Genomic DNA, 22537 nt, shown 5'->3' with positions numbered 1-22537 from the left:
CGTTCGCATGCCGAACCGCCGCCAATCGCGACGGGATCGGGCGCGGAGGGGACTTCAGGCTGACGCCGCGCGCCCCGCGAGCCAGCGCTCCGTTACCGCGGCGACGCGCGTGCCGAAGGCTTTCGCGGTTTCGAGATCGCCCGAAGGCGGCGCTTCGTCGGGCGAGGCGTCGGCGGGCGATTGCGCGAGCAGGCCGGTGAAGCCGCCGACGAAATTCAGATCGTCGCGCGTGGCCGCTTTCGTGTTGGCGGGCAGCATGCCGGTGCCGGTCCAGATCATGCCGTGCTGCATCGACAGCGTTACGAAGTACTGAATGGTCGAGAACTTGTCGCCGTTCATCGTCGCCGAGTTGGTGAAACCCGCCGCGACCTTGTCCTTCCACTTCTGCGTGAACCAGGCTTTCGAGCTGGCGTCGGCGAACTTCTTGAAGTCGGCGGACGGTCCGCCCATGTAGGTCGGCGCGCCGAAGATGATGGCGTCGGCGGCGTCGAGCTCGGCCCAGCCCGCATCGTCGATGTCGGCGACGGCAATGAGCGTCGCGTGCGCGCCCGCGCCTTGTACGCCCGCGTGCACGGCTTCGGCGAGTTTCTTCGTGTGGCCGTAGCCGCTGTGATACGCAATGACGATCCGGGACATGACTGGCTCCAGTGAAGTTGAACGACGGAGAACGGCAGATCAGGACGGGCCGCACGCGCGTGCGGCGTCGCATCATGGTAACCAGTTCCGCGGCGCTGTCGCGCGCCGCGGCGCGTAGCGGGCGGTAGGAGAGTTTTTCGGCGTGCGACGTAATCGGCGTGTCATGCGTCGCGTCATGACCGGCGTGTCTGAAACGTGCGAAATGCGGGTTATGCGGGTTATGCGCGTTATGCGCGTTATGCGCGGCGTCGCGCAACGAACGTTTGCAAAGGTTCGCTGTCCTCAGCGGCCGTACGTGACGGTGATCGTTGCGCTGCCGAGCGCCGCGCCTTCGATCTCGTGCTCGAACATCGTGCCGGGGCGGCCCGGGGCGAGCGCGAGCTTGTCGACGCGCAGTGCGTAGACGGTCACGACATAGCGATGCGGTTTGCCAGGCGGCGGGCAGGGGCCGCCGTAGCCGTCGCCGCCGAAATCGTTGCGCGCCTCGATCGCGCCGAGTTTCTTCAGCGCACCCGACGCGCTCGCGTCCTCGGGTAGCGAGGCGACGCGAGCGGGTATGTTGGCGACGGCCCAGTGCCACCAGCCGCGCCCGGGCGCATCGGGATCGAACACGGTGACCGCGAAGCTGCGCGTGCCGGCAGGCGCATTGCGCCAGCTCAGTTGCGGCGAATGGTTGCGGCCTTCGCAGCCGCTTTCGTTGAAGATTTGCGCGCTGGCCACCTGAGCGCCGTCGTGCCAGTTCGCACTGCTCACGGCGAAGTGCTCGGCGGCCTGCACGCGAGCGCCCGCGCAGATCAAGAGCAGCGCGACGCCCACGCGCGCAGCCTTGACGGCCATCACGGAAGCGCGCGCGATTGCAGTCAATGCGGGCGCAGCAGTCACACGCCGATTACGCATGAGCCGGTTCTCCTGTATGTTGAACGCGTGCATCTCAGATATTTCCGACAGTGCGCATTTGAATTGTGCGCCAGATCGAATTTCGTTCAATATAACGGTATTCCTGCGATGTCTTTCGCTTGCGCGAGCACTTCGCGCAGGAGGAAATCGGCTATAGTCGCGAGCTTTTCTGCGTGGCCTGCAACGCAATGCAAGGCTGTAGGAAAGAGTCGATATGGATGTCGGAGAGTGTCGGGAACGGGGAGTTCCGTAGGCGCGCAGGCAATCAGAAGTCAAGCACAAAGCAGGACTGCCTACAGGAGGGGTGATGCAGCAGCAGCCAATCAGGGTTGTAGTCGCGGACGATCATCCGGTGATCTTGTTCGGCGCAGAGCATGCGCTGCTCAAGTTTCCCGGTATTCAGGTCGTCGCGCGCGCCCGTCAGTCCACCGAACTGGTCAAGGCGCTGCAGACCACGCCCTGCGACGTTCTCGTGACCGATCTCGCGATGCCAGGCGGCCAGTACGGTGACGGCCTGCCGCTCATCGGCTATCTGCGCCGCAACTATCCCCAGATTCCCATCGTCGTCCTGACCATGCTCGAGAACGCCGCGCTGCTCAAGCGTCTGGGCGAACTCGGCGTGATCGCCGTCGTGCACAAGTCCGACGACCTCAGTCATATCGGCCTCGCCGTGCAGCACGTTCACCGCAATCTCGAATATATGAGCCCGCAAGTGAAGATCGCGCTCGATTCGCTGCGGATGAACAGCGGCGGCAAGAGCGAGGAGGTGATCCTCTCCAAGCGCGAGCTCGAGGTGGTGCGGCTGTTCGTGTCGGGCATGACGATCAAGGAAATCTCGGAAAAGCTCAATCGCAGCATCAAGACCATCAGCACGCAGAAGAACACGGCCATGCGCAAGCTCGGACTCGACCGCGACTCCGAACTCTTTCAGTACGCGCAGAGCAACGGGCTGCTCAATCTGTCGGCGCACGTGCCGGACGAGAGCGTGCCGGGCGGCGGGGCGACCTGAGCGCGTTATCCGCTCATCGGACGCACATGAAAAAAGGCCATCCGCCGTGAAGCGGATGGCCTTTTTAGTCTGATCGCGCGAAGCGATCAGCGCTGATCCAGCGATTTATTGCAGCGATTTACTGCGGTGCCGACGTCGCGCCGCCGTGCGCCGCCGACCATTCGGCCGGTGCGTGCAGGAACTTCTCGACTTCGTCGAGCGTCTTCGTTTCGAAGTAGCCCGATTCCTTGGCGACGCGCAGCACGTCCCACCACGTGGCAAGTGCGTGCAGATCGACGTCGATGTCCTTCAGGACCGAGACGCTTTCCTTGAAGATGTTGTAGTGGAACAGCACGAAGCAGTGGTTCACCTGCGCGCCCGCGGTACGCAGCGCGTTGATGAAGTTGATCTTGCTGCGGCTGTCCGTGGTCAGGTCTTCGACCAGCAGCACGCGCTGGCCTTCGGTCAGCAGACCTTCGATCTGCGCGTTACGGCCGAAACCCTTCGGCTTCTTGCGCACGTACTGCATCGGCACCATCAGGCGGTCCGACAGCCAGGCCGCGAACGGGATGCCCGCGGTTTCGCCACCGGCGACGGCGTCGATCTGCTCGTAGCCGACGTCGCGCAGGATCGTCGCTTCGGCCATTTCCATCAGGCCGCGGCGCACGCGCGGGTACGAGATCAGCTTGCGGCAGTCGATGTAGACCGGGCTCGCCCAGCCGGAAGTGAAGATGAAGGGCTTTTCCGCGTTGAAGTGAACGGCCTTCACTTCGAGCAGCATTTTCGCGGTTGCGTCCGAGATCGTCTGGCGATCGTTGCCTGTCATGGGCGAATCCTTGGATGTGAGAGTGCGGAGGAGGGTGGGCGCTCGGCCCGGTGGCGCTGGCACGGCGGGTTCGTGTGCACGGAACCTGCGGTGCGCGGTCTGGAGGGCGTCGATCGTCTGAGGTTTGGCTTCAGACGGCCCGCTCGCTCCGGACGGCTTCTCTTGCGCGCGTAGGCCGGTATTTTACCCGACTTGACGGGCGCCGACGAGTCGGTATGACCGAGTCGATCTGACAGCGTCTGACAGTGATGGATCCGTTTGTGGGGCGCGATCGGGGTGCGCGTCGGTACGGATGCGCAAACCGCGCTGGCTTTTGATCGCAGTTGTGACCGCGCACCCACGCCAGTAAACTCACGCCGGTTTTCGCCGGGGCCGCGTCGCGCGCGCCCGCGCCCGTCCAGCACAGGATTTCGTCCGCCATGTCGCCTGCTTCGCCTTCCGGGTCACAGCCCGATCCACGTTCTGCTTCCGTCTCCCCAAACCCCCAAGCCCCCCAAGACTCGGACGCCACCCCCGCCGACGTCGCCTTTGCGCCCGCCGCGAGCACGCATGTGAACGCGCCCGACCCGTCGGGCGACCCGGCGAACACAGCCCCGCGCGGCCACGCCGTGCGGGCGCTGATCGCCTCGGTGGCGGGCTACGCGATGGACGGCTTCGACCTGCTGATGCTCGGCTTCATGCTGCCCGCCATCAGCGCCGACCTGCATCTGACGGGCGCCCAGGCGGGCTCGCTCGTCACGTGGACGCTGGTGGGCGCGGTGGTCGGCGGCATCGTGTTCGGCCTGCTGTCCGACCGCTTCGGCCGCGTGCGCGTGCTGACCTGGACGATCCTGCTGTTCGCCGTCTTCACCGGCCTGTGCGCGCTCTCGCGCGGTTACGCCGATCTGCTGGTCTACCGGACCATCGCGGGCATCGGCCTCGGCGGCGAATTCGGCATCGGCATGGCGCTGGTTGCCGAAGCGTGGCCGGCGCGGCTGCGTGCGCGGGCGTCGTCGTATGTCGGGCTCGGCTGGCAGGCCGGCGTGCTGGCCGCGGCGCTGCTCACGCCGTGGCTGCTGCCGGTGATCGGGTGGCGCGGCATGTTCGCGGTCGGGCTGCTGCCGGCGGTGGCGTCGTTCTTCGTGCGCCGACGCGTCGAGGAACCGGAACTGTTCGTCGCGCACCGCGAGCGCGTGGCGCAGGCCGCGCCGCAGCACAAGCCGCGTGCGCTGCGCCTGCTGGTCGCCGACGCCCGCACGGCGCGCGCGAGTCTCGGCGTGGCGGTGCTCTGCTCGGTGCAGAACTTCGGCTACTACGGGCTGATGATCTGGCTGCCCGCGTATCTCGCGAAGTCGTTCGGCTATTCGCTGACGAAATCGGGGCTCTGGACCGCGGCGAGCGTCGCGGGCATGGCGCTCGGCATCTGGCTGTTCGGCGTGGCCGCCGACCGCTTCGGCCGCCGTCCGGCGTTCCTGTTCTACCAGGCGGGCGCGGTCGCGATGGTGTTCGTCTACGCGCAGCTTTCCACGCCGTTCGCGCTCCTGATCGGCGGCGCGGCAATGGGCGTGTTCGTGAACGGCATGATCGGTGGCTACGGCGCACTGATCTCCGAGCTGTATCCGACCGCCGCACGTGCCACCGCGCAGAACGTGCTGTTCAACATCGGCCGCGCGGTGGGCGGCTTCGGGCCGCTCGCGGTGGGCGCCGTGGCCGCGCGCTATTCGTTCTCGACGGCACTCGCCATGCTCGCGTCGATCTACGTGCTCGACATCCTCGCCACGCTCTTTCTGATTCCTGAACGGCGCGGTGCGGCGCTCGACTGAGCGCGGGCGCGAAACGCTGACCGAACGCGCGAACACAGCGCAGATCGAGCGCGCGTGCATCAAGCGCGGCGCGCAAAAACTGCGGCGCAACGCCGCACGCGTTTGCACGGAACAGGCGCGCTGCGCCGCGCGTCGCGCAATAAAACGTCCGCGTGGCCGCAACAATTGCGCCACACGCGGCGCCTGCGCGTCGGGCGGGCCTGCGCCAATCGCACGCTTTTTGCGCCCCGCGTTCGCCAACGTCGCCGTTCGCCGCCGATCGGTCTTTGATTCGCCGATTGCTGCACTGCAATCGCCGCGCGCGCGCCGCGCCGCCGCCACAAAAATGCCGCTTAACAGGCGTTATGCAAATTCCCGGTATCAGTCTTTGACCCAAGTCGCCTGAAACGATGCGGGGTGTACACTAATCGCCCGCTATTTCTCGCGTGCCTGTTTCACAGGTGGTTTCGTCAGCCGATGCTGCTTTCGACGCCGACGTATCCCTACGCGCGGACCGGCGGCATACGACCATAAAACTCCTTTCGTCTCTCACGTCCTGGCAGGCCTGAAAATGGATGAACAACTGAAGCAAAGCGCGCTCGCTTATCACCAGAATCCGAAGCCCGGCAAGATTTCCGTTACGCCGACCAAGCCGCTGTCGAACCAGCTCGACCTTTCGCTCGCGTATTCGCCGGGCGTGGCGGCTGCGTGCGAAGCGATCCACGCCGATCCGCTCGACGCGCAGAAGTACACCTCGCGCGGCAACCTCGTCGGCGTCGTGACCAACGGCACCGCCGTGCTCGGCCTCGGCAACATCGGCCCGCTCGCGGCCAAGCCGGTGATGGAAGGCAAGGGTTGCCTGTTCAAGAAGTTCGCGGGCATCGACGTATTCGACATCGAACTCGACGAAAGCGACCCGGACAAGCTCGTCGAAGCGATCGCGATGCTCGAGCCGACGCTCGGCGGCATCAACCTCGAAGACATCAAGGCGCCCGAGTGCTTCTACATCGAGCAGAAGCTGCGCGAGCGCATGAAGATTCCCGTCTTCCACGACGACCAGCACGGCACGGCGATCATCGCTTCGGCGGCCATCCTCAACGGCCTGAAGGTCGTGGGCAAGGATCTGGGCAGCATCAAGCTGGTGTGCTCGGGTGCGGGCGCGGCGGCCATCGCCTGTCTGGATCTGCTGGTCAAGCTCGGTGCGAAGAAGGAAAACATCCTCGTCACCGACTCGAAGGGCGTGATCTACGAAGGCCGCGGCAATCTCGATCCGTCGAAGGCGCGCTACGCGGCGAACACCGACGCGCGCACGCTCGCCGACGCCATCAAGGGCGCGGACGTGTTCCTCGGCTGCTCGAGCGCCGGCGTGCTCAAGGCCGAAATGGTCGTGGAAATGGGCACCACGCCGCTGATCCTCGCGCTCGCCAATCCGGAGCCGGAAATCCGCCCGGAAGAGGCCAGGCGCGTGCGCCCGGACGCGATCATCGCCACGGGCCGTTCGGACTATCCGAACCAGGTCAACAACGTGCTGTGCTTCCCGTTCATCTTCCGCGGCGCGCTTGACGTCGGCGCGACGACCATCACGGAAGAGATGAAGCTCGCGTGCGTGCGCGCGATCGCCGAACTCGCGGAAGAAACCGATCAGGGCGACGAAGTGGCGAAGGCCTATGAAGGCCACACGCTCGAATTCGGCCCGGAATATCTGATTCCGAAGCCGTTCGATCCGCGCCTGATCATCAAGATCGCGCCGGCCGTCGCGCAGGCCGCGATGGATTCGGGCGTGGCCACGCGTCCGATCAAGGACATGGACGCGTACCGCGAAGAACTGGGCGCAACCGTGTACCGCACGGGCATGGTGATGCGTCCGGTGTTCGCGGCCGCGAAGGCCAGCAACGCGCGCATCGTGTTCGCCGAAGGTGAAGACGAGCGCGTGCTGCGCGCCGCGCAATTCGTGCTGACCGAGAAGATCGCCAGGCCGATCATCGTCGGCCGCCCGGCTGTCGTGGAAATGCGCCTGAAGAAGATGGGCTCGAAGCTGCGCGCGGGCACCGACTTCGAGATCGTCGATCCGGAAGACGATCCGCGCTTCCAGAAGAGCTGGCAGGCGTATCACGAACTGGGCGCGCGCCAGGGCGTCACGCCCGACGTGGCGAAGGCGTCGATGCGCAAGTTCAACACGCTGATCGGCGCGATCCTCGTGCATCTGGGCGACGCCGACGGCATGATCTGCGGCCTGCTCAACAGCTTCGACTATCACCTGAAGTTCGTCGAGCAGGTGTTCGGCAAGGCGCAGGAAGCCGAGAACTACGCGGCGATGAACCTGCTGATGCTGCCTGGCCGCAACCTGTTCATCAGCGACACCTACGTGAACGAAGTGCCGAGCGCCGAGCAGCTCGCCGACATGACGATTCTCGCCGCGCGCGAAATCGAGAAGTTCGGCATCACGCCGAAGGTCGCGCTGCTGTCGTCGTCGAATTTCGGCAGCGTGCGTTCGTCGACGTCGGCGCGCATGCAGGCCGCGCGTCAGCTGATTTCGGAACGCGCGCCGCAGCTCGAAGTGGACGGTGAAATGCACGGCGACGCCGCGCTTTCGGAAATGATCCGCAAGCAGTCGTTCCCGGGCACCACGCTCGCGGGCGAAGCGAACCTGCTGATCATGCCGAACGTGGAAGCGGCGAACATCACGTACAACCTGCTGAAGATGATCGGCGGCGAAGGCGTGACGGTCGGCCCGTTCCTGCTGGGCGCGTCGAAGCCGGTGCACATCCTCACGCCGGCGGCGACGGTGCGACGCATCATCAACATGACGGCTGTCGCTTCGGCGAACGCCAAAGTGGCGAAGTAAGGTCGCGGCGGTCTTCGTCTTGACCGCCTCATGATGATGTGAAAAGGGCGCTCCGTTTTACACGGAGCGCCCTTTGTTTTTTACCGCCTCAGAACCGCCTCAAAAACGCATCAAGCTGCGTGCCGCGCCGCGCCGTTTTCCGGCGAGCGCCACTTCGCGAGCAGCGTCGCCCACTTCGCGCGCGTGGCCTTGAGGTTGATCTCCTTCACGTGGCCGTAGCCGCGAATCGCGTCGGGCAGGTTCGCGAGTTCGAGCGCGAGCGGCAGATTCGCGTCGCGCAGGCCGCCGCTCACTTCGCGCATCAGCGCCTCGTATTCGCCGATCAGCGCGCGTTCGTGGCGGCGTTCCTCGGTGCGGCCAAACGGATCGAGCGCCGTGCCGCGCAGGAACTTGAGCTTCGCGAGCACGCGCATCGCCGACAGCATGCGCGGGCCATACTGCTTCTTCAGCAGATGACCCTTGTCGTCGTGCTTCGCGAACGACGGCGGCGCAAGATGGAAGTTGAGCTTCCAGTCGCCTTCGAAGCTCGCCTTGATCTTCTCGACGAAGGCCGGATCGGCGTAAAGGCGCGCGACTTCGTACTCGTCCTTGTACGCCATCAGCTTGTGCAGATTGCGCGCGACGGCTTCGGTGAGCGGCTGCTGGCCGTCGACGTGTTCGAGCTGGGCTTCGGCGCGGCGCACCGCATCGACGAACGCGCGATAACGCTGCGCGTACGCCTCGTTCTGATACGCGGCCAGATACTGCGCGCGCTTCTCGATCAGCGTGTCGAGCGCCTTGGGCGTGTGCAGCGAGACGATCTTCGCGCCCGCGTCGCTGACGCCTTGTTCCGCGAGCGGCTTCCGGATCAGCTGATCGACAGCCGCGCGGTCGTGCGCGACGCGCCGCCCCCATTCGAAGGCCGCGAGATTCTTCTCGACCTGCACGGCGTTCAGCTCGATCGCGCGCGTGAGCGATTCGTGCGTGAGCGGCAGCCAGCCCTTTTGCCACGCGTAGCCGAGCACGAACGGATTCGTGTAGATCGCGTCGCCGAGCAGCGCGAGCGCGTAGCGATTGGCGTCGACGGTGGCCACATTGTCCGCGCCCACCGCGTTGCGCACGTCGGTCTCGGTGTTCGAACCCGGAAACTGCCACTGCGGATTCTTGATGAACTCGGCCGTCGGCGTGGGCGTGCTGTTGAGCACGACATGCGTGTCGCCTTCGTGCATGCGCGAGACGCAGTCGTCGCTGGCGGTCACGATGGCATCGCAGCCGATCACGAGTTTCGCGTCGCCCATCGCGATGCGCGTCGCGTGGATGTCGTCCGGACGATTGGCGATCTGCACGTGGCTCATCACCGCGCCGCCTTTCTGCGCGAGGCCGGTCACGTCGAGCACGGTCACGCCCTTGGCTTCGAGGTGCGCGGCCATGCCGAGCAGCGCGCCGATCGTCACCACGCCGGTGCCGCCTACGCCCGTCACGAGCACGCCGTAGGGGCGCGCGATGGCGGGCACGTCGGGCGTCGGCACGGCGGGCATCGTGTCGTTCGCGACGCTGCTCGCCTTCGGCTTGCGCAACTGGCCGCCTTCAACCGTGACGAAGCTCGGGCAGAAGCCCTTGAGGCACGAGAAGTCCTTGTTGCAGCTCGACTGGTTGATCTGGCGCTTCGTGCCGTATTCGGTGTCGAGCGGTTCGACCGAGAGGCAGTTCGACTGCACCGAGCAATCGCCGCAACCTTCGCAGACGGCCTCGTTGATCACCACGCGCTTCGCCGGATCGGGATACGTGCCGCGCTTGCGGCGGCGGCGCTTTTCCGTCGCGCAGGTCTGGTCGTAGATCAGGATCGTCGTGCCCGAGACCTCGCGCAGTTCGCGCTGCACGGCGTCGAGCCGGTCGCGATGATGGATCGTCACGCCAGGCGCGAGTTTCGCGGCGATGTCGCCTTCGTACTTCTGCGGCTCGTCGGTGACGATCACGATCTGCTTCGCGCCTTCGGACGCGAGCTGATGCGTGATCTGCGGCACCGTGAGCACGCCGTCGACGGGCTGGCCGCCCGTCATCGCGACCGCGTCGTTATAGAGAATCTTGTAGGTGATGTTCGCCTTCGAGGCGATCGCCGCGCGGATCGCGAGCAGACCCGAGTGGAAGTAGGTGCCGTCGCCGAGATTGGCGAACACGTGCTTGTCGTTCGTGAACGGCGCCTGACCGACCCACGCCACGCCTTCGCCGCCCATCTGGCTGAAGGTGCTGGTGCTGCGGTCCATCCACACGGTCATGTAGTGGCAGCCGATGCCCGCCATCGCGCGCGAGCCTTCGGGCACGTTCGTCGAGGTGTTGTGCGGGCAGCCCGAGCAGAACCACGGCTTGCGTTCGGCCTGCACGCGCGGTTTGGCGAGCGCGCGTTCCTTCGCTTCGATCACGGCCACGCGTGCGGCGATGCGCGCGCGCACGTCGGACGGCATCTCGAACTTGTCGAGACGCGTGGCGATGGCCTTGGCGATGATCGCGGGCGAGAGTTCGTAGTGCGCGGGCAGCAGCCAGTTGCCCATCGGCACCGACCATTCGCCGCCTGCACCGTCCTTCTCGTCGAACTTGCCGTAGACGCGCGGACGCTGCGCATCGGGCCAGTTGTACAGCTCTTCCTTGATCGCGTATTCGAGAATCTGGCGCTTTTCCTCGACCACGAGAATTTCTTCGAGCCCGCGCGCGAAGGCTTGCGCGCCTTGCGCTTCGAGCGGCCACACGCAGCCGACCTTGTAGAGCCTCAGGCCGATGCGCGCGCAGGTTTTGTCGTCGAGACCGAGGTCGGTGAGCGCCTGGCGCACGTCGAGATACGCCTTGCCGCCCGTCATGATGCCGAAGCGCGCGTGCGGCGAATCGATCTCGATGCGGTCGAGCTTGTTGGCGCGCACGTAGGCGAGTCCGGCGTACCACTTGTAGTCGAGCAGACGCGCTTCCTGCACGAGCGGCGGATCGGGCCAGCGGATGTTCAGGCCGCCCTCGGGCATCAGGAAATCCTCGGGCAGCACGATGCGGGTGCGGTGCGGATCGATTTCCACCGACGCCGACGATTCCACCACGTCGGTCACGCATTTCATCGCGACCCAGAGGCCGGAGTAGCGGCTCATCGCCCAGCCGTGCAGGCCGAAGTCGAGATATTCCTGCACGTTCGAAGGGAACAGCACCGGCAGGCCGCAGGCCTTGAAGATGTGCTCCGACTGGTGCGCGAGCGTCGAGGACTTGGCGGCGTGGTCGTCGCCGGCGAGCACCAGCACGCCGCCGTGCGCCGACGAACCGGCCGAGTTGCCGTGCTTGAAAACGTCGCCGCAGCGGTCGACGCCGGGGCCTTTGCCGTACCACATCGAAAACACGCCGTCGTGTTTCGCGGACGGATACAGGTTCACCTGCTGCGAACCCCAGACTGCGGTCGCGGCGAGGTCTTCGTTGACGCCGGGTTGAAAAACGATGCCGTGTGCGGCGAGATGCTGCTTCGCCTTCCAGAGCGACTGGTCGAGACCGCCCAGAGGCGAGCCGCGATAGCCTGAGATGAACCCCGCGGTATTGAGACCGGCGGCCTTGTCGCGTTCCTGTTGCAGCATCGGCAGACGGACCAGCGCCTGGATGCCGCTCATGTACGCGCGGCCGCGTTCGAGGGTGTATTTGTCGTCGAGCGTGACGGAAGCGAGTGCGGCTTCGAGCGAAGCGCGCTGACCTGCGTCTAGCGGGGCATTCATTATGTGTCTTCCTCCATCCAACCAATCCGTTGTGGGATCGCCAGAACTTCAGGGCCTCGGCATCTTGTGAATGCGTTGGCCGGGGTCGCCATATTGGCTTCTTTTTTTCGATAGTAGCACTCGGATAAACCCGCCGCTCCTCGTCAGAATGTCGGAGTTTTCTGATGCATCGCAGCATCTGTTCTTAGGCCGTCTGTCAAAATTATCAGATGGTGCTTAGCACTCGTCAGACCTGTGTAACAAAGGATGTATCCGAGTTTCGTGTGAAGTAACAACGTGTAAAAGTTGCACTTGTGCGGAACCGGTCTTGAATATCCTGTCTAACTCCCTCACCTGTGCGATCCGCGCCGCGCCCCGAAACATTCAGGGCGCGATCGTTTTTTTGCGCAGTGGCAGGCAGTCTGAAAAAAGGAGTACCACATGAATAATCGACATATCCAGACCTTCCTGACGGTCTCGGCAGCGTTCTTCGCCATGAGCGCGCCGCTGCATTCGAACGCCAGCACCCGCGGCGGCGCGAATGCGTCCACGTCGTGCGCGCAGTATTCGCTGTGCGCGAAGGTCGACACGAACGTCGCACCGGCTGTTAAGGCCGAGCGCTAAGTCGCTCAACCAGCCGCTCATGAAGCGGCGCGCAATGCCGCGTTGATCCGCGCAGCATTCCACTCATGCGAGACCGTGGCCGGGTGTGCGGCGGCGGACTCATCGACTGATTCACCAGCTAAAAAGGGCGAAGATCGTGTGATCTCCGCCCTTTTTGCTTTTCTTCCGCTTGATATTCCGACGACGCTTACGCCTTGTCCTGCACGACGCCGCGGCGGATCTGGTCGAGTTCGATCGATTCGAACAGCGCCTTGAAGTTGCCTTCGCCGAAGCCCTGATTGCCCTTGCGCTGGATGATCTCGAAGAAGATCGGGCCGATCTGGTTCTCCGTGAAGATTTGCAGCAGCAGGTCCTCGGGCGCGCCGTCGATCAGGATCTTGCGCTTTTTCAGCTCGTCGAGCGGCTCGGTGTGGCCCGGAATGCGGCGGTTCACCAGTTCGTAATACGTGTCGACGGTGTCGAGCAGCGCGATATTCGAGGCGCGCAGGCCGTCCACCGTGCGGTAGATGTCGCTGGTGCCGAGCGCGATGTGCTGAATGCCTTCGCCGTGATACGCGTCCAGATATTCCTGGATCTGACCGGCCGTTTCGCCGCCTTCCTCGTTGATCGGAATACGAATCTTGCCGCACGGCGAGGTCATCGCCTTCGACTTCACGCCCGTCACCTTGCCTTCGATGTCGAAGTAGCGGATTTCGCGGAAGTTGAAGAGGCGTTCGTAGAACTCGGCCCACTCGGCCATGCGGCCGCGATGCACGTTGTGCGTGAGATGGTCGATGTAGGTGAGGCCGTGGCCGACCGGATTCTGCTCGGCGCCCTCGATCGGCACGAAATCGACGTCATAGATGCCGATGTCGCCAATGCTGCCCGGCTGCGCGCCGTTCTTGCCGCGCCAGCGGTCGACGAAATAGATCAGCGAGTCGCCGATGCCCTTGATGGCCGGAATGTTCAGCTCCATCGGGCCGGTCTTGTTGTCGAAGCCCCATGCGCCCAGTTCGAGCGCACGCTGGTAGGCCTTGGCGGCGTCCTGCACACGAAACGCGATTGCGCAGATCGACGGGCCGTGCAGGCGCGCGAAGCGCTGCGCGAACGAATCGGGCTCGCCGTTGACGATGAAGTTGATCTCGCCCTGGCGATAAAGCGTCACGTCCTTGTGGCGGTGACGCGCGACGGCGGTGAAGCCCATGCGCTCGAACAGCTTGCCGAGCGCTTTGGGATCGGGAGCGGTGTATTCGATGAACTCGAAGCCGTCGGTGCCGACGGGATTTTCCCAGGTGGGGACCTGCATGGTTGTCTCCTGCGTTGATCAAGATCATTGATTGGTGCAGGCAGTCTAGCTGTCCAATATGGGAGAAAACTTGCGATCTTGGTCGTAGTTTTCACAATCTGGGCTATAAAATGCTTTCTATACTTCACCGAGTGGCAGAAAATGGCTGACATCGAATTGGACGCAATCGACCGTCGCATTCTCGCGATTCTTCAGGAGAATGGCCGGCTCTCGAATCAGGAGATCGCGGAGCGGGTGAATCTCTCGCCGAGTCCGTGTCTGCGACGCATCCGGCGGCTCGAAGAGAGCGGGGTGATCCGCGGGTATGTGGCGCTGCTCGACGCGCAAAAGCTGGGGCTCGATCTGCTGGCCTACGTGAATGTGCGGCTGGAGAAGCGCGGGCCGACGGCGTCGGGGCGCGAGGGCGTGACGCACGCCGAGCTGTTTCGCGCGGCCGTGCAGACCTGGCCCGAGGTGGTGGCGTGTCACGCCATGACGGGCGACATGGATTTTCTGCTGCGCGTGCAGGTGGAGGACATGGCGCATTTCTCGCGATTCGTGCAGGACCAGTTGCTGCACCATCCGTCGGTGATCGACGTGAAGTCGAGTTTTTCCCTGCAGACCTTCAAGGAAACGACCGCGCTGCCAATTCTATGAACGCCTTATCGGGCGCGCGGCGATAGACGTAAAAAAAGCGGCCGAAGCCGCTTTTTTATTTCGTGCTCATTCAACCCAGCCGGGCAGGAGTCACGCTGCCACGGCCTGCGGGAGGATCGTTTCGATCAGACGTGAGGCCTGACGCGCCTGGCGCTTGAGCGCGTAGTCGAACACGGCGGCCTGTTCCTGGAGCATTTCCGCGATGATGCTGCTCTGGTCGGCCGGTTCGAGCGAGAGATACGCGTCGGCTTCGCCGTAGGCGTATTCGATCTTCATACCCGACTTCTTCGCGATGTGCATCATCGTGGAGTTGCGCGACAGGCAGTGCATGTACAGCGTGGTGACGTGCGTGTTGCGGCTGCGGATGGCGGCGCGCTCGAACAGCTTCGAGCCGATGCCCTGGCCGCGCGCGCTTTCGCTGACCGACACGCCGAATTCGGCGGTGCGGCCGTTGCCGTCGGCGGGCAGATAGGCCAGATGGCCCGCGCCGACGAGTTGCAGCTGATGGTCGAACACGCCGAACACGGTGTCGCGCGTGAAGTCCAGACCGCGCACATAGTTCTCGATCACATGGTCCGGCGCGGCCTGGCCGAAGCGCAGCAGGCGGTCGTCGGTGCCGAGCGCGAGAAAGTGGCTCAGCAGGCGGTCGCGGTCGGCCGAGGTGAGCACGCGCACCATGACAGGCGAATGACCGGACGACAGCGTGCGGCCGGTCGGCAGGATCGGCGCGTGGGCTTGGGTCGAAAGCTTGTTCATGGTGGGTTCTCCTTAGAATCGGACTGCGGGCGCATGATGCGGCGCAAAACGGATTCTAGCGGAAACCCTGGGGTGGGGCTAGGGAAAACCCGGATTACAGATTTGAGTGTTGCGCCTAATTAAGAAAATAGACGCTCCAACTCATTGATTTTTATGGGATATGTGCGGCGAATACGTTGACGCGTCAACTGTTGTGACTACACATCATGTTGCGCAGCAGCAATATTGCCGATTATCCGCTTCGTTTTAAGGGTCAGGCCGACTGCAGTCCGTGATCGACCACGGCGATCACCTGCTCGGCGAAATCTCGGTAGCCCATGCGGCCGCCGGGCTTCAACCAGGTGAAAGTCCAGTTGATCATGCCGAACACCATCATGGTGAGCGCGGTCTGGTTGTCGGCTGTCACGCGGCCCGGATAGGCGCGCGCGAGCTGGCGCGTGAAGGCGGCGACCACGTCGCGCTGGCGGTTCAGGATGATCTCGCGCTGCGCGTCCACCAGATATTTGACGTCGTTGAGCAGCGCCACATGGCGGCTGTGCGAGGTCTCGTACTCCACGAGAAACGCGCGGATCAACTCGGCGAAGCTCTCGCGCTCGTCGAGGTTGCGGCGCTGGCTCGCGCCTTCCACCTCGGCGATGATCAGCATCAGTCGCTTCGTGTAGCGGTCGAGCAGATCGAAGAGGATCGCTTCCTTGCTCTCGTAGTAGTGATAGAGGCGGGCTTTGGACGTGCCGCTGGCGGCCGCGAGATCGGACATCGACGTGCTCGGATAGCTCGTCTGCGCGAATTTGGCCGCGGCGAGTTCGAGAATCTGGTCGCGCTGGGTTTCGTGGTCGGGCGCTCGGGTGCGTGCCATGTTGGGGATCGGCGGAGATCGGCGAGGATCGGCGGAGTTGGAGAGGGCGGGGGGCGAGAGATCGGCGGATTCAGCGAGAAAGCGACAGGTGTGCAGCGGTGTGCGGCAGCACCGGGCGCGTCGAGCGCGCGTTGGCGCCTTCGGCGGGCGCGGCGCAGCGGTCGTCGCGCAGATGCAGTTCGCCCGCGCCGGCCAGCTCGCGCAGACGCCATAGCACGATCGGTTCGGCCACCGCGAAGCCCGCGCCGCGCGTGAGCGCCGCGCCGAGTGTATCGCAGGCGAGCCACGGTGCGCTCGACGGACACTGCGCGTTCAGGGTGTCGAGGATCAGCGCGTCGAGATCGGCCCAGGCGCCGCTGGTGAACGTGTTGTCGCGCCAGCGGCGCGTTTCGCCGTTCGCGAACTTCGCTTCCTGCCATTCGAGCGCGAGGCGCGTGATGCGCAGCACCGAGATCGGCGCCGCGTCGGGCAGGCGCGCGCGCAGGCGTTCGGCGGCGTGTTCCGGCGTACCGGCGAGGTCGTCGGCGGCGAGGCGCACTTCGTTCAGGCGTTGCGGTGCGCAGCGCAGCCGGTAGCAGACGCGGCGCAGCGTGAGCTGATCGGCGGCGTCGTGCATGTGCCAGATCACCACGTGGGCGTCGTCGGCTTCGACGGCGGCGAGCGCCGCGCAGTCGTGCTGCGCGAGCGCGTCCGGCATGTCGCCGAGGCGCTGCCAGAACGCCGCGCGTTGTGCCGCGCCGGGATTGCCGCTCGCGTCGATGTCGCGCAGCGGGCCGACCGTGAGGTCGTCGTTCAGTGCGATCACGCGCCCGGCCGGGTCCGCCGCGTCGAGAGCCTGTCGCAGTGCGGCCGCCGCCGGCTCGCCATGAATGAGGTGGATCGTGGTCATCGACAACTCGTTGCGCTCGCCATGAACGCCATAAACGCCAGCAAGCGCGCTAGAGACAAAAGGGACCGCCCGCGCGGCGCAGCGAAGTGCGCCTGGCGCGGGCGGCCCCTAGTGTAAGCGGATCGCTTGAGGGCCGAAAGCGTGCTGTTGCTCTAGAGCGGATATGTCACCGCGAATTTCCGTTTCTGCGCATTCGGGCCCTTAATTTCACGTTCATGTGGCGTGTGCGTCGGGACTGCGGCGTTCAACGCTCGTCGAAGCTCACCACCACGCGCTCGCTGACCGGATGGCATTGGCAGGTGAGCACGAAGCCGTCCTTCACTTCCTGCTCTTCGAGCGTGTAGTTCTTGTCCATCTTCACTTCGCCTTCGAGCACGCGGGCGCGGCAGGTGCAGCACACGCCGCCCTTGCATGCATACGGCAGCGCAAGCCCGGCTTTCAGGCCGACGTCGAGCAGGCTCACGCCCTCATAGGGCAGACGCAGCTTGCGCTTCTTGCCGTCGATAACGATTTCCAGCTCGGCGGCCGGCGTATCCGCGGTGATTTCGACCGGCGGCACGCCCGCTTGCGGCAGCGGCGAGCCGAAACGTTCGACGTGGACATTCGGCTTGGGCACGCCCGCGACCGAGAGCGCGGCTTCGGCGGCGTCCATCATCGGCGCGGGGCCGCAGATGAAGGCTTCGTCGATCTCGCCCGGCGGCAGCAGCGTTTCGAGGAACGCCGCGCACTTGGCCTGATCGAGCACGCCGTTGAACAGCTCGACGTCCTGCAGATCGTCCGACAGCACGTGGTAGAGGCGGAAGCGGTCCATGAAGCGGTTCTTCAGGTCCTCAAGCTCCTCCGCGAACATGATCTGGTCGACGCTGCGGTTGCCGTAGACCAGCGTGAACGCGCTGCGCGGCTCCGTTTCGAGCGTCGTCTTGACGATCGCCAGCACCGGCGTGATGCCCGAGCCACCCGAGAACGCCACGTAATGCTTGCCGTGATCGGCGTTCAGGTGCGTGAAGAAGCGGCCGTCGGGCGTCATCACGTCGATTTCGTGGCCCGGCGCGAGCTGATCGAAGGCGAAGTTCGAGAAACGCCCGCCGCGCACGCGCTTGATGCCGATGCGCAGTTCGCCGTCGCGGTCGTAGTCGGTCACGCCGACGCAGATCGAGTACGAGCGGCGCGTTTCCTCGCCTCCGATATGGGTCTTGAGCGTGACGAACTGTCCTTGCGTGAAACGGTAGGCGTCGCGCAGCTCGGGCGGCACTTCGAATGCAACGGAGACCGCGTCCGCGGTTTCGGGACGTACTTCGCGGATGCGCAGCGAATGGAATTGCGGGGTGGCCATATCAGTACGGTTTGAAGTAGTCGAAGGGTTCGCGGCAATCGAGGCAGCGGTACAGCGCCTTGCACGCGGTCGAGCCGAATTGCGCGAGGCGCTCGGTGTGCTTCGAGCCGCAGCGCGGGCAGACGGGCGCGGGCAGTTTCGGCATGAAAGTGATCGGCTTTTCGTCCGGACCTGACGCCGCGCCGCCGCCGCAGTTGCCCGTGGGCGGCGCGATGCCGTAGGCGCGCAGCTTCTCGCGCGCTTCGTCGGTGATCCAGTCGGTGGTCCAGGCGGGCGTCAGCGTCGTGGCGATGCGGTACGGCGCGATCTGCGCCGCGTCGAGCGCGTGCGCGACGTCCTCGGCGATCTGCGACATGGCCGGACAGCCCGAATAGGTCGGCGTGATGACCACTTCGAGCTGGCCGTCGTCGGCGCGTCGCACGTCGCGCAGAATGCCGAGTTCGCGGATCGACACCACCGGGATCTCCGGATCGGGCACCGCTTCGAGCGCGGCCCAGGCGCGTTCGAGCGCGCGGTCTGCCGTGGCTTGCATCGTCATCTCCCTGGAAGCGGGGCGCGGCTTACCAGCGCGCGTCCGGATGCTGGCGCGCGAGGCTCTGCATCTCGGCGAGCACGAAACCCATGTGCTCCGAGTGTTCGCCGAGCTTGCCGGTGCTCACGTGCTTGACCGGCGCGGGCGCGACGAGCGTGGCTTCGTCGAGCGCTGCTTGCACGTCGGCGCGCCACGCGGATTCGAACTGCGCGGTGAGCGGCGCGATGCCGGCTTCGGCCACGGCGGTTTCCACCGCATCCGTGCTGAAGAACTCGCGCGTGTACGGCATCAGCCAGTCGAGCGCGGCCTGGGCGCGGCGGTGCGATTCCTCGGTGCCGTCGCCGAAACGGATCAGCCATTCGCGCGCGTGATGCACGTGATAGCGCGTTTCCTTGATCGAACGCTCGGCGATGGCGGCCAGTTGCGGATCGGCGGAACGCAGCAGCGCGGTCCACAGATGCGCCATCAGCGACGCATAAAGGAAGTTGCGCACGATCGTCACGGCGTAGTCGTTGGCCGAATGCGTCGTGCCGGCGAGCGGCCCGAAATGCGGCAGCTCGGCGAGCGTGTAGTTGGCGAACTCGCGCTCGGCGCGGAAATAGGCGTAGTCGTCCTCGGTGCGCTCGCGGCCGGTGAGCGCCTTGTCGAGCGTGGCGGCGTGCGTGTAGAGCAGGCGCGCCTGGCCGATCAGGTCGAGGCTCATGTTGGCGAGCGCGATGTCTTCTTCGAGGATCGGGCCGTGGCCGCACCATTCCGTGTTGCGCTGACCGAGGATCAGCGCGGTGTCGGCGAGGCGCAGCACGTACGCGAGGTGTTCTTGCGTGGGCGTCGTCATGGTCTCGCTCTTACATGTGGTTGACTTCGTCGGGCAGCGTGTAGAACGTCGGATGGCGATAGATCTTGTCGCCGGCCGGTTCGAACAGCTCGGCCTTTTCACTCGGGTCCGACGCCGTGATCGCCGCGGACGGCACCACCCAGATGCTCACGCCTTCCTGCCGGCGCGTGTAGACGTCGCGCGCCATGCGCAGCGCCATCGAGGCGTCGGCTGCGTGCAGGCTGCCGCAATGCTTGTGATCGAGCCCCTGCTTGCTGCGCACGAACACTTCCCAGATCGGCCATTCCTTGTTCATCTTGCTGTCTCCTTCGAGTCTCTGTTGGCTCATTCGCCGGGTTCGGGTCAGGCCGCGGCGCGGCTTTCGGCGCGCTGACGCTGCTTTTCGGCATGGGCGAGGGCGGCTTCGCGCACCCACGCGCCTTCGTTGTGCGCCTTCACGCGCGTGCCGAGGCGCTCGCGGTTGCACGGGCCGTCGCCGTTGACGACGCGCCAGAATTCTTCCCAGTCGATCGTGCCGTAGTCGTAGTGGCCGCGCGCCTCGTTCCATTTCAGGTCGGCGTCGGGCAACGTCACGCCGAGCACTTTGGCCTGCTCGACCGTGGCGTCGACGAACTTCTGGCGCAGATCGTCGTTCGTGATGCGCTTGATGCCCCATTTGGCCGACTGGTTGCTGTGGACCGAGTCGGCGTCGCTCGGGCCGAACATCATCAGCACCGGCCACCACCAGCGGTTCACGGCCTGCTGCACGAGTTCGCGCTGCGCCTCGGTGCCTTGCATCATCGCGAGCAGGGCGTCGAAACCCTGGCGCTGATGAAACGACTCTTCCTTGCAGATGCGGATCATGGCGCGCGCATACGGGCCGTAGGTGCAGCGGCACAGCGGGATCTGGTTCATGATCGCCGCGCCGTCGACCAGCCAGCCGATCACGCCGACGTCCGCCCAGGTGGGCGTCGGGTAGTTGAAGATGCTCGAATACTTGGCCTTGCCCGCGTGCAGGGCGTCGATCAGCTGGTCGCGCGAGACGCCGAGCGTTTCCGCCGCGCTATAGAGATAGAGGCCGTGGCCCGCCTCGTCCTGCACCTTGGCGAGCAGGATCGCCTTGCGCTTCAGACTCGGCGCGCGCGAAATCCAGTTGCCTTCCGGCAGCATGCCCACGACTTCCGAGTGCGCGTGCTGCGAGATCTGGCGCACCAGCGTCTTGCGGTAGGCATCGGGCATCCAGTCCTGCGGCTCGATCTTGCCGTCGGCGGCCATGATGGCGTCGAACCGGACTTGCTCGGGCGAGTCGGCGCCCGCGTCGAGCGGGGCGACATTGCCGGGAATGTCGAGGGATTGCGTGTACATGGAGACGCTCTCGCTGTATTGGGTATGGTGCGCAGTATAAACCAACCGACCGGTCGGTAAATGAATATTTTGAGCCTGGATAAAAGGGCGCGAAGTTGCGTGGATCGATACGAAGGATGCGACGTCGCGCTGCTTGAGTTGCAGGCGGGATTGGCACCCGGTGCGCGGCGGGATGGTGGGGTTTCGTTCGCCGGCTTTGTCAGGCGGATGGAAGGTTGCGCCGCGGAGCATGCGGCACAATGGGCGCTTTGCCAGCGCACTCGCTCCCCGGATGAAGATTTCCCTCGCACACTTTGCGGCCCGCGCCGCGTTTCTCGTCGCGCTCGGCGCCGCGGCGCCCGCCTTTGCCGAACAGCCGGCCAGCGGCCATTGGGTGACAAGCTGGGCGACCACGCTGCAGTCGATTCCCCAACGTAACGCGTTGCCGCCGCTGTATCGCGCACCGGACGTGGCGGGGCGCACCGTGCGGCAGATCGTGTATCCGACGCTCGGCGGCGAGGTGGCGCGTGTCCACATCAGCAATCTCTATGGCACGACGCCGCTGATGATCGGCGCGATGGCGATCGCACCGTCTGCGGGCGGATCGGCGACCAGCGAAGCGCAAACGGCGCGGGTGACGTTCGGCGGGCGCGAGAGCGTATCGGTGCCACCGGGCGGGGAACTCGACAGCGATCCGGTGCATATCGCGCTGAAGAGCGGCGCGCCGTATGCGATCAGCTCGTATATGGGGCCGCAGCAAACCGTGGTTGCGTGGCACCGCGTGGCGAGCCAGGTGAACTATGTCTCGCGGCCGGGCAACCACGTGACGGACCCGTCGATCGGCGCATTCAACCAGCGTTTCACGCAGTATCTGTGGGTGACGGGGCTGGCGGTCGAGGCGCCGGGGGCGTCGACGGTTGCGGCGATCGGCGATTCGATCACCGACGGCATGCGCTCGTCGCTCAACGAAAACCGTCGCTGGCCGGATGCACTGGCGCGCCGTCTCGCGCGCGAGTCGCGCGGCAATCTCGCTGTCATCGATATGGGTATCAGCGGTAATCGTCTGCTGAGCGATTCGCCCTGCTACGGTGAGGCGCTCGAGCGCCGCTTCGAGCGCGATGCGCTGCGCCCGGGTGTGCGCACGGCGGTTTTGCTGATCGGCATTAACGACATCAACTTTCAGGCGATGCCGCCGCGCTCGGGTCTCGACTGCGATTTCCCGCACACGCGCGTGAACGCCGACGATCTGATCGCGGGCTACAAGCGTGTGATCGCGATGGCGCATGCGCGCGGCGTACGCATTCTCGGCGCGACGCTCACGCCGGCGGCGCTGCCGCCGGAGCGCGAGGCGATTCGCGCCAGGGCGAATCAGTGGATTCGCACGAGTGGCGCATTCGACGGCGTGGTGGACTTCGACGCGGCGCTGCGCGACCCGGCTGATCCGCTGCGTCTGCGCCGCGAATACGACAGCGGCGACCATATCCACCCGAGCGACGCGGGCTACGCGGTGATGGCCAATGCCGTGCCGCTGGCCGCGTTGGCAGGAAAGTAAGGAAATTTTCCGCCACCCCTTGCGCCTTACCTCAGTGGGCGCTAACATTCGCCCCCTTCGCTGCACGCAACAAGCAACACGCCGCAGCGAAGCCCGCGACGAAACCAGCGGGTTCGCAGGATCAACAAGCTTTTAAACGGTAACGTAAAAAAAGATGTTGACGAAACGAAAAAGAGACTTCATAATCTCGTTTCTCTGCTGCTGACGCAGCAACGCAGCAAACGCCGGGTAGTAACAGCGCACTACGGTGC

General features: G+C 65.0%; 19 protein-coding genes. 6 read left to right on the top strand and 13 right to left on the bottom strand.

The annotated features are described in order from the left end of the window. Window positions 1-54: 54 nt before the first annotated feature. Together BMY06_RS08950 and BMY06_RS08945 are read right to left on the bottom strand one after the other, a co-directional pair. Entirely contained in the window at window positions 55-636 is a 582-nt protein-coding gene (locus BMY06_RS08950) for a flavodoxin family protein (RefSeq protein ID WP_065061107.1), read from the bottom strand. A 282-nt stretch (window positions 637-918) separates the two neighbouring features. Then, a complete protein-coding gene (locus BMY06_RS08945; protein ID WP_074982984.1) occupies window positions 919-1533 on the bottom strand; it encodes a YbhB/YbcL family Raf kinase inhibitor-like protein in 615 nt (204 codons plus the stop codon). A 307-nt stretch (window positions 1534-1840) separates the two neighbouring features. On the opposite strand from BMY06_RS08945, the gene BMY06_RS08940 reads away from it, so the two are divergent. Next, on the top strand, window positions 1841-2542 hold the full coding sequence (locus tag BMY06_RS08940; RefSeq protein ID WP_065061105.1) for a response regulator: 702 nt from the start codon (window positions 1841-1843) through the stop codon (window positions 2540-2542). Window positions 2543-2660: 118 nt separating this feature from the next. Here BMY06_RS08940 and BMY06_RS08935 read toward each other — a convergent pair whose 3' ends face one another. Then, window positions 2661-3347 carry an orotate phosphoribosyltransferase gene (locus BMY06_RS08935; protein ID WP_035534075.1) on the bottom strand — a complete coding sequence of 229 codons (687 nt, stop codon included), beginning with the start codon at window positions 3345-3347 and terminating at the stop codon, window positions 2661-2663. A 551-nt stretch (window positions 3348-3898) separates the two neighbouring features. On the opposite strand from BMY06_RS08935, the gene BMY06_RS08930 reads away from it, so the two are divergent. Together BMY06_RS08930 and BMY06_RS08920 are read left to right on the top strand one after the other, a co-directional pair. Beyond that, window positions 3899-5149 (top strand): MFS transporter, encoded by a 1251-nt coding sequence (locus tag BMY06_RS08930; protein ID WP_074982744.1) that lies wholly within the window; start codon window positions 3899-3901, stop codon window positions 5147-5149. Window positions 5150-5699: 550 nt separating this feature from the next. Beyond that, window positions 5700-7973 (top strand): NADP-dependent malic enzyme, encoded by a 2274-nt coding sequence (locus BMY06_RS08920; RefSeq protein WP_074982740.1) that lies wholly within the window; start codon window positions 5700-5702, stop codon window positions 7971-7973. Window positions 7974-8083: 110 nt separating this feature from the next. On the opposite strand, the gene BMY06_RS08915 is transcribed toward BMY06_RS08920, so the two are convergent. Further along, window positions 8084-11686 carry an indolepyruvate ferredoxin oxidoreductase family protein gene (locus tag BMY06_RS08915; RefSeq protein ID WP_074982738.1) on the bottom strand — a complete coding sequence of 1201 codons (3603 nt, stop codon included), beginning with the start codon at window positions 11684-11686 and terminating at the stop codon, window positions 8084-8086. Between the two features lie 420 nt (window positions 11687-12106). On the opposite strand from BMY06_RS08915, the gene BMY06_RS08910 reads away from it, so the two are divergent. Further along, the gene (locus BMY06_RS08910; protein WP_074982736.1) at window positions 12107-12289 is read left to right on the top strand and encodes a hypothetical protein; all 183 of its coding nucleotides are present in this window, start codon (window positions 12107-12109) and stop codon (window positions 12287-12289) included. Window positions 12290-12476: 187 nt separating this feature from the next. Here the strand turns inward: BMY06_RS08910 and hppD are convergent, their stop codons facing one another. Then, the gene (gene hppD / locus BMY06_RS08905) at window positions 12477-13574 is read right to left on the bottom strand and encodes a 4-hydroxyphenylpyruvate dioxygenase (RefSeq protein WP_065061100.1); all 1098 of its coding nucleotides are present in this window, start codon (window positions 13572-13574) and stop codon (window positions 12477-12479) included. A gap of 141 nt (window positions 13575-13715) precedes the next feature. Here hppD and BMY06_RS08900 point away from each other — a divergent pair, with 141 nt between their 5' ends. Beyond that, window positions 13716-14210, top strand: coding sequence for an Lrp/AsnC family transcriptional regulator (locus BMY06_RS08900; RefSeq protein WP_074982734.1), 495 nt, complete (start codon window positions 13716-13718; stop codon window positions 14208-14210). A 90-nt stretch (window positions 14211-14300) separates the two neighbouring features. Here BMY06_RS08900 and BMY06_RS08895 read toward each other — a convergent pair whose 3' ends face one another. The 8 genes from BMY06_RS08895 to paaA all read right to left on the bottom strand — a co-directional run bounded on the left by BMY06_RS08895 (window position 14301) and on the right by paaA (window position 20755). Then, entirely contained in the window at window positions 14301-14966 is a 666-nt protein-coding gene (locus BMY06_RS08895) for a GNAT family N-acetyltransferase (RefSeq protein ID WP_065061098.1), read from the bottom strand. 253 nt (window positions 14967-15219) lie between these two features. Beyond that, window positions 15220-15822: a TetR/AcrR family transcriptional regulator gene (locus tag BMY06_RS08890; RefSeq protein ID WP_065061097.1), complete on the bottom strand. Its 603-nt coding sequence runs from the start codon at window positions 15820-15822 to the stop codon at window positions 15220-15222. A gap of 70 nt (window positions 15823-15892) precedes the next feature. Next, entirely contained in the window at window positions 15893-16711 is an 819-nt protein-coding gene (locus tag BMY06_RS08885) for a DUF1835 domain-containing protein (RefSeq protein ID WP_074982732.1), read from the bottom strand. A 244-nt stretch (window positions 16712-16955) separates the two neighbouring features. Next, the gene (gene paaE, locus BMY06_RS08880; RefSeq protein WP_074982730.1) at window positions 16956-18044 is read right to left on the bottom strand and encodes a 1,2-phenylacetyl-CoA epoxidase subunit PaaE; all 1089 of its coding nucleotides are present in this window, start codon (window positions 18042-18044) and stop codon (window positions 16956-16958) included. A 1-nt stretch (window position 18045) separates the two neighbouring features. Next, window positions 18046-18576, bottom strand: coding sequence for a 1,2-phenylacetyl-CoA epoxidase subunit PaaD (gene paaD, locus BMY06_RS08875; RefSeq protein ID WP_231957608.1), 531 nt, complete (start codon window positions 18574-18576; stop codon window positions 18046-18048). A gap of 28 nt (window positions 18577-18604) precedes the next feature. Beyond that, window positions 18605-19411: a 1,2-phenylacetyl-CoA epoxidase subunit PaaC gene (paaC, locus tag BMY06_RS08870; RefSeq protein ID WP_074982728.1), complete on the bottom strand. Its 807-nt coding sequence runs from the start codon at window positions 19409-19411 to the stop codon at window positions 18605-18607. Between the two features lie 10 nt (window positions 19412-19421). Beyond that, the gene (gene paaB, locus BMY06_RS08865) at window positions 19422-19739 is read right to left on the bottom strand and encodes a 1,2-phenylacetyl-CoA epoxidase subunit PaaB (protein WP_373681629.1); all 318 of its coding nucleotides are present in this window, start codon (window positions 19737-19739) and stop codon (window positions 19422-19424) included. A 14-nt stretch (window positions 19740-19753) separates the two neighbouring features. After that, on the bottom strand, window positions 19754-20755 hold the full coding sequence (gene paaA / locus BMY06_RS08860; RefSeq protein ID WP_074982726.1) for a 1,2-phenylacetyl-CoA epoxidase subunit PaaA: 1002 nt from the start codon (window positions 20753-20755) through the stop codon (window positions 19754-19756). Between the two features lie 271 nt (window positions 20756-21026). On the opposite strand from paaA, the gene BMY06_RS08855 reads away from it, so the two are divergent. Further along, window positions 21027-22286: an SGNH/GDSL hydrolase family protein gene (locus tag BMY06_RS08855; protein WP_074982724.1), complete on the top strand. Its 1260-nt coding sequence runs from the start codon at window positions 21027-21029 to the stop codon at window positions 22284-22286. Window positions 22287-22537 lie beyond the last annotated feature (251 nt).

This window comes from Paraburkholderia tropica, assembly GCF_900109265.1.
Classification (GTDB): Bacteria; Pseudomonadota; Gammaproteobacteria; order Burkholderiales; family Burkholderiaceae; genus Paraburkholderia; species Paraburkholderia tropica.
Note: the sequence above shows the minus strand (reverse complement) of the source record. Positions and strands in the feature narration are given on the sequence as shown.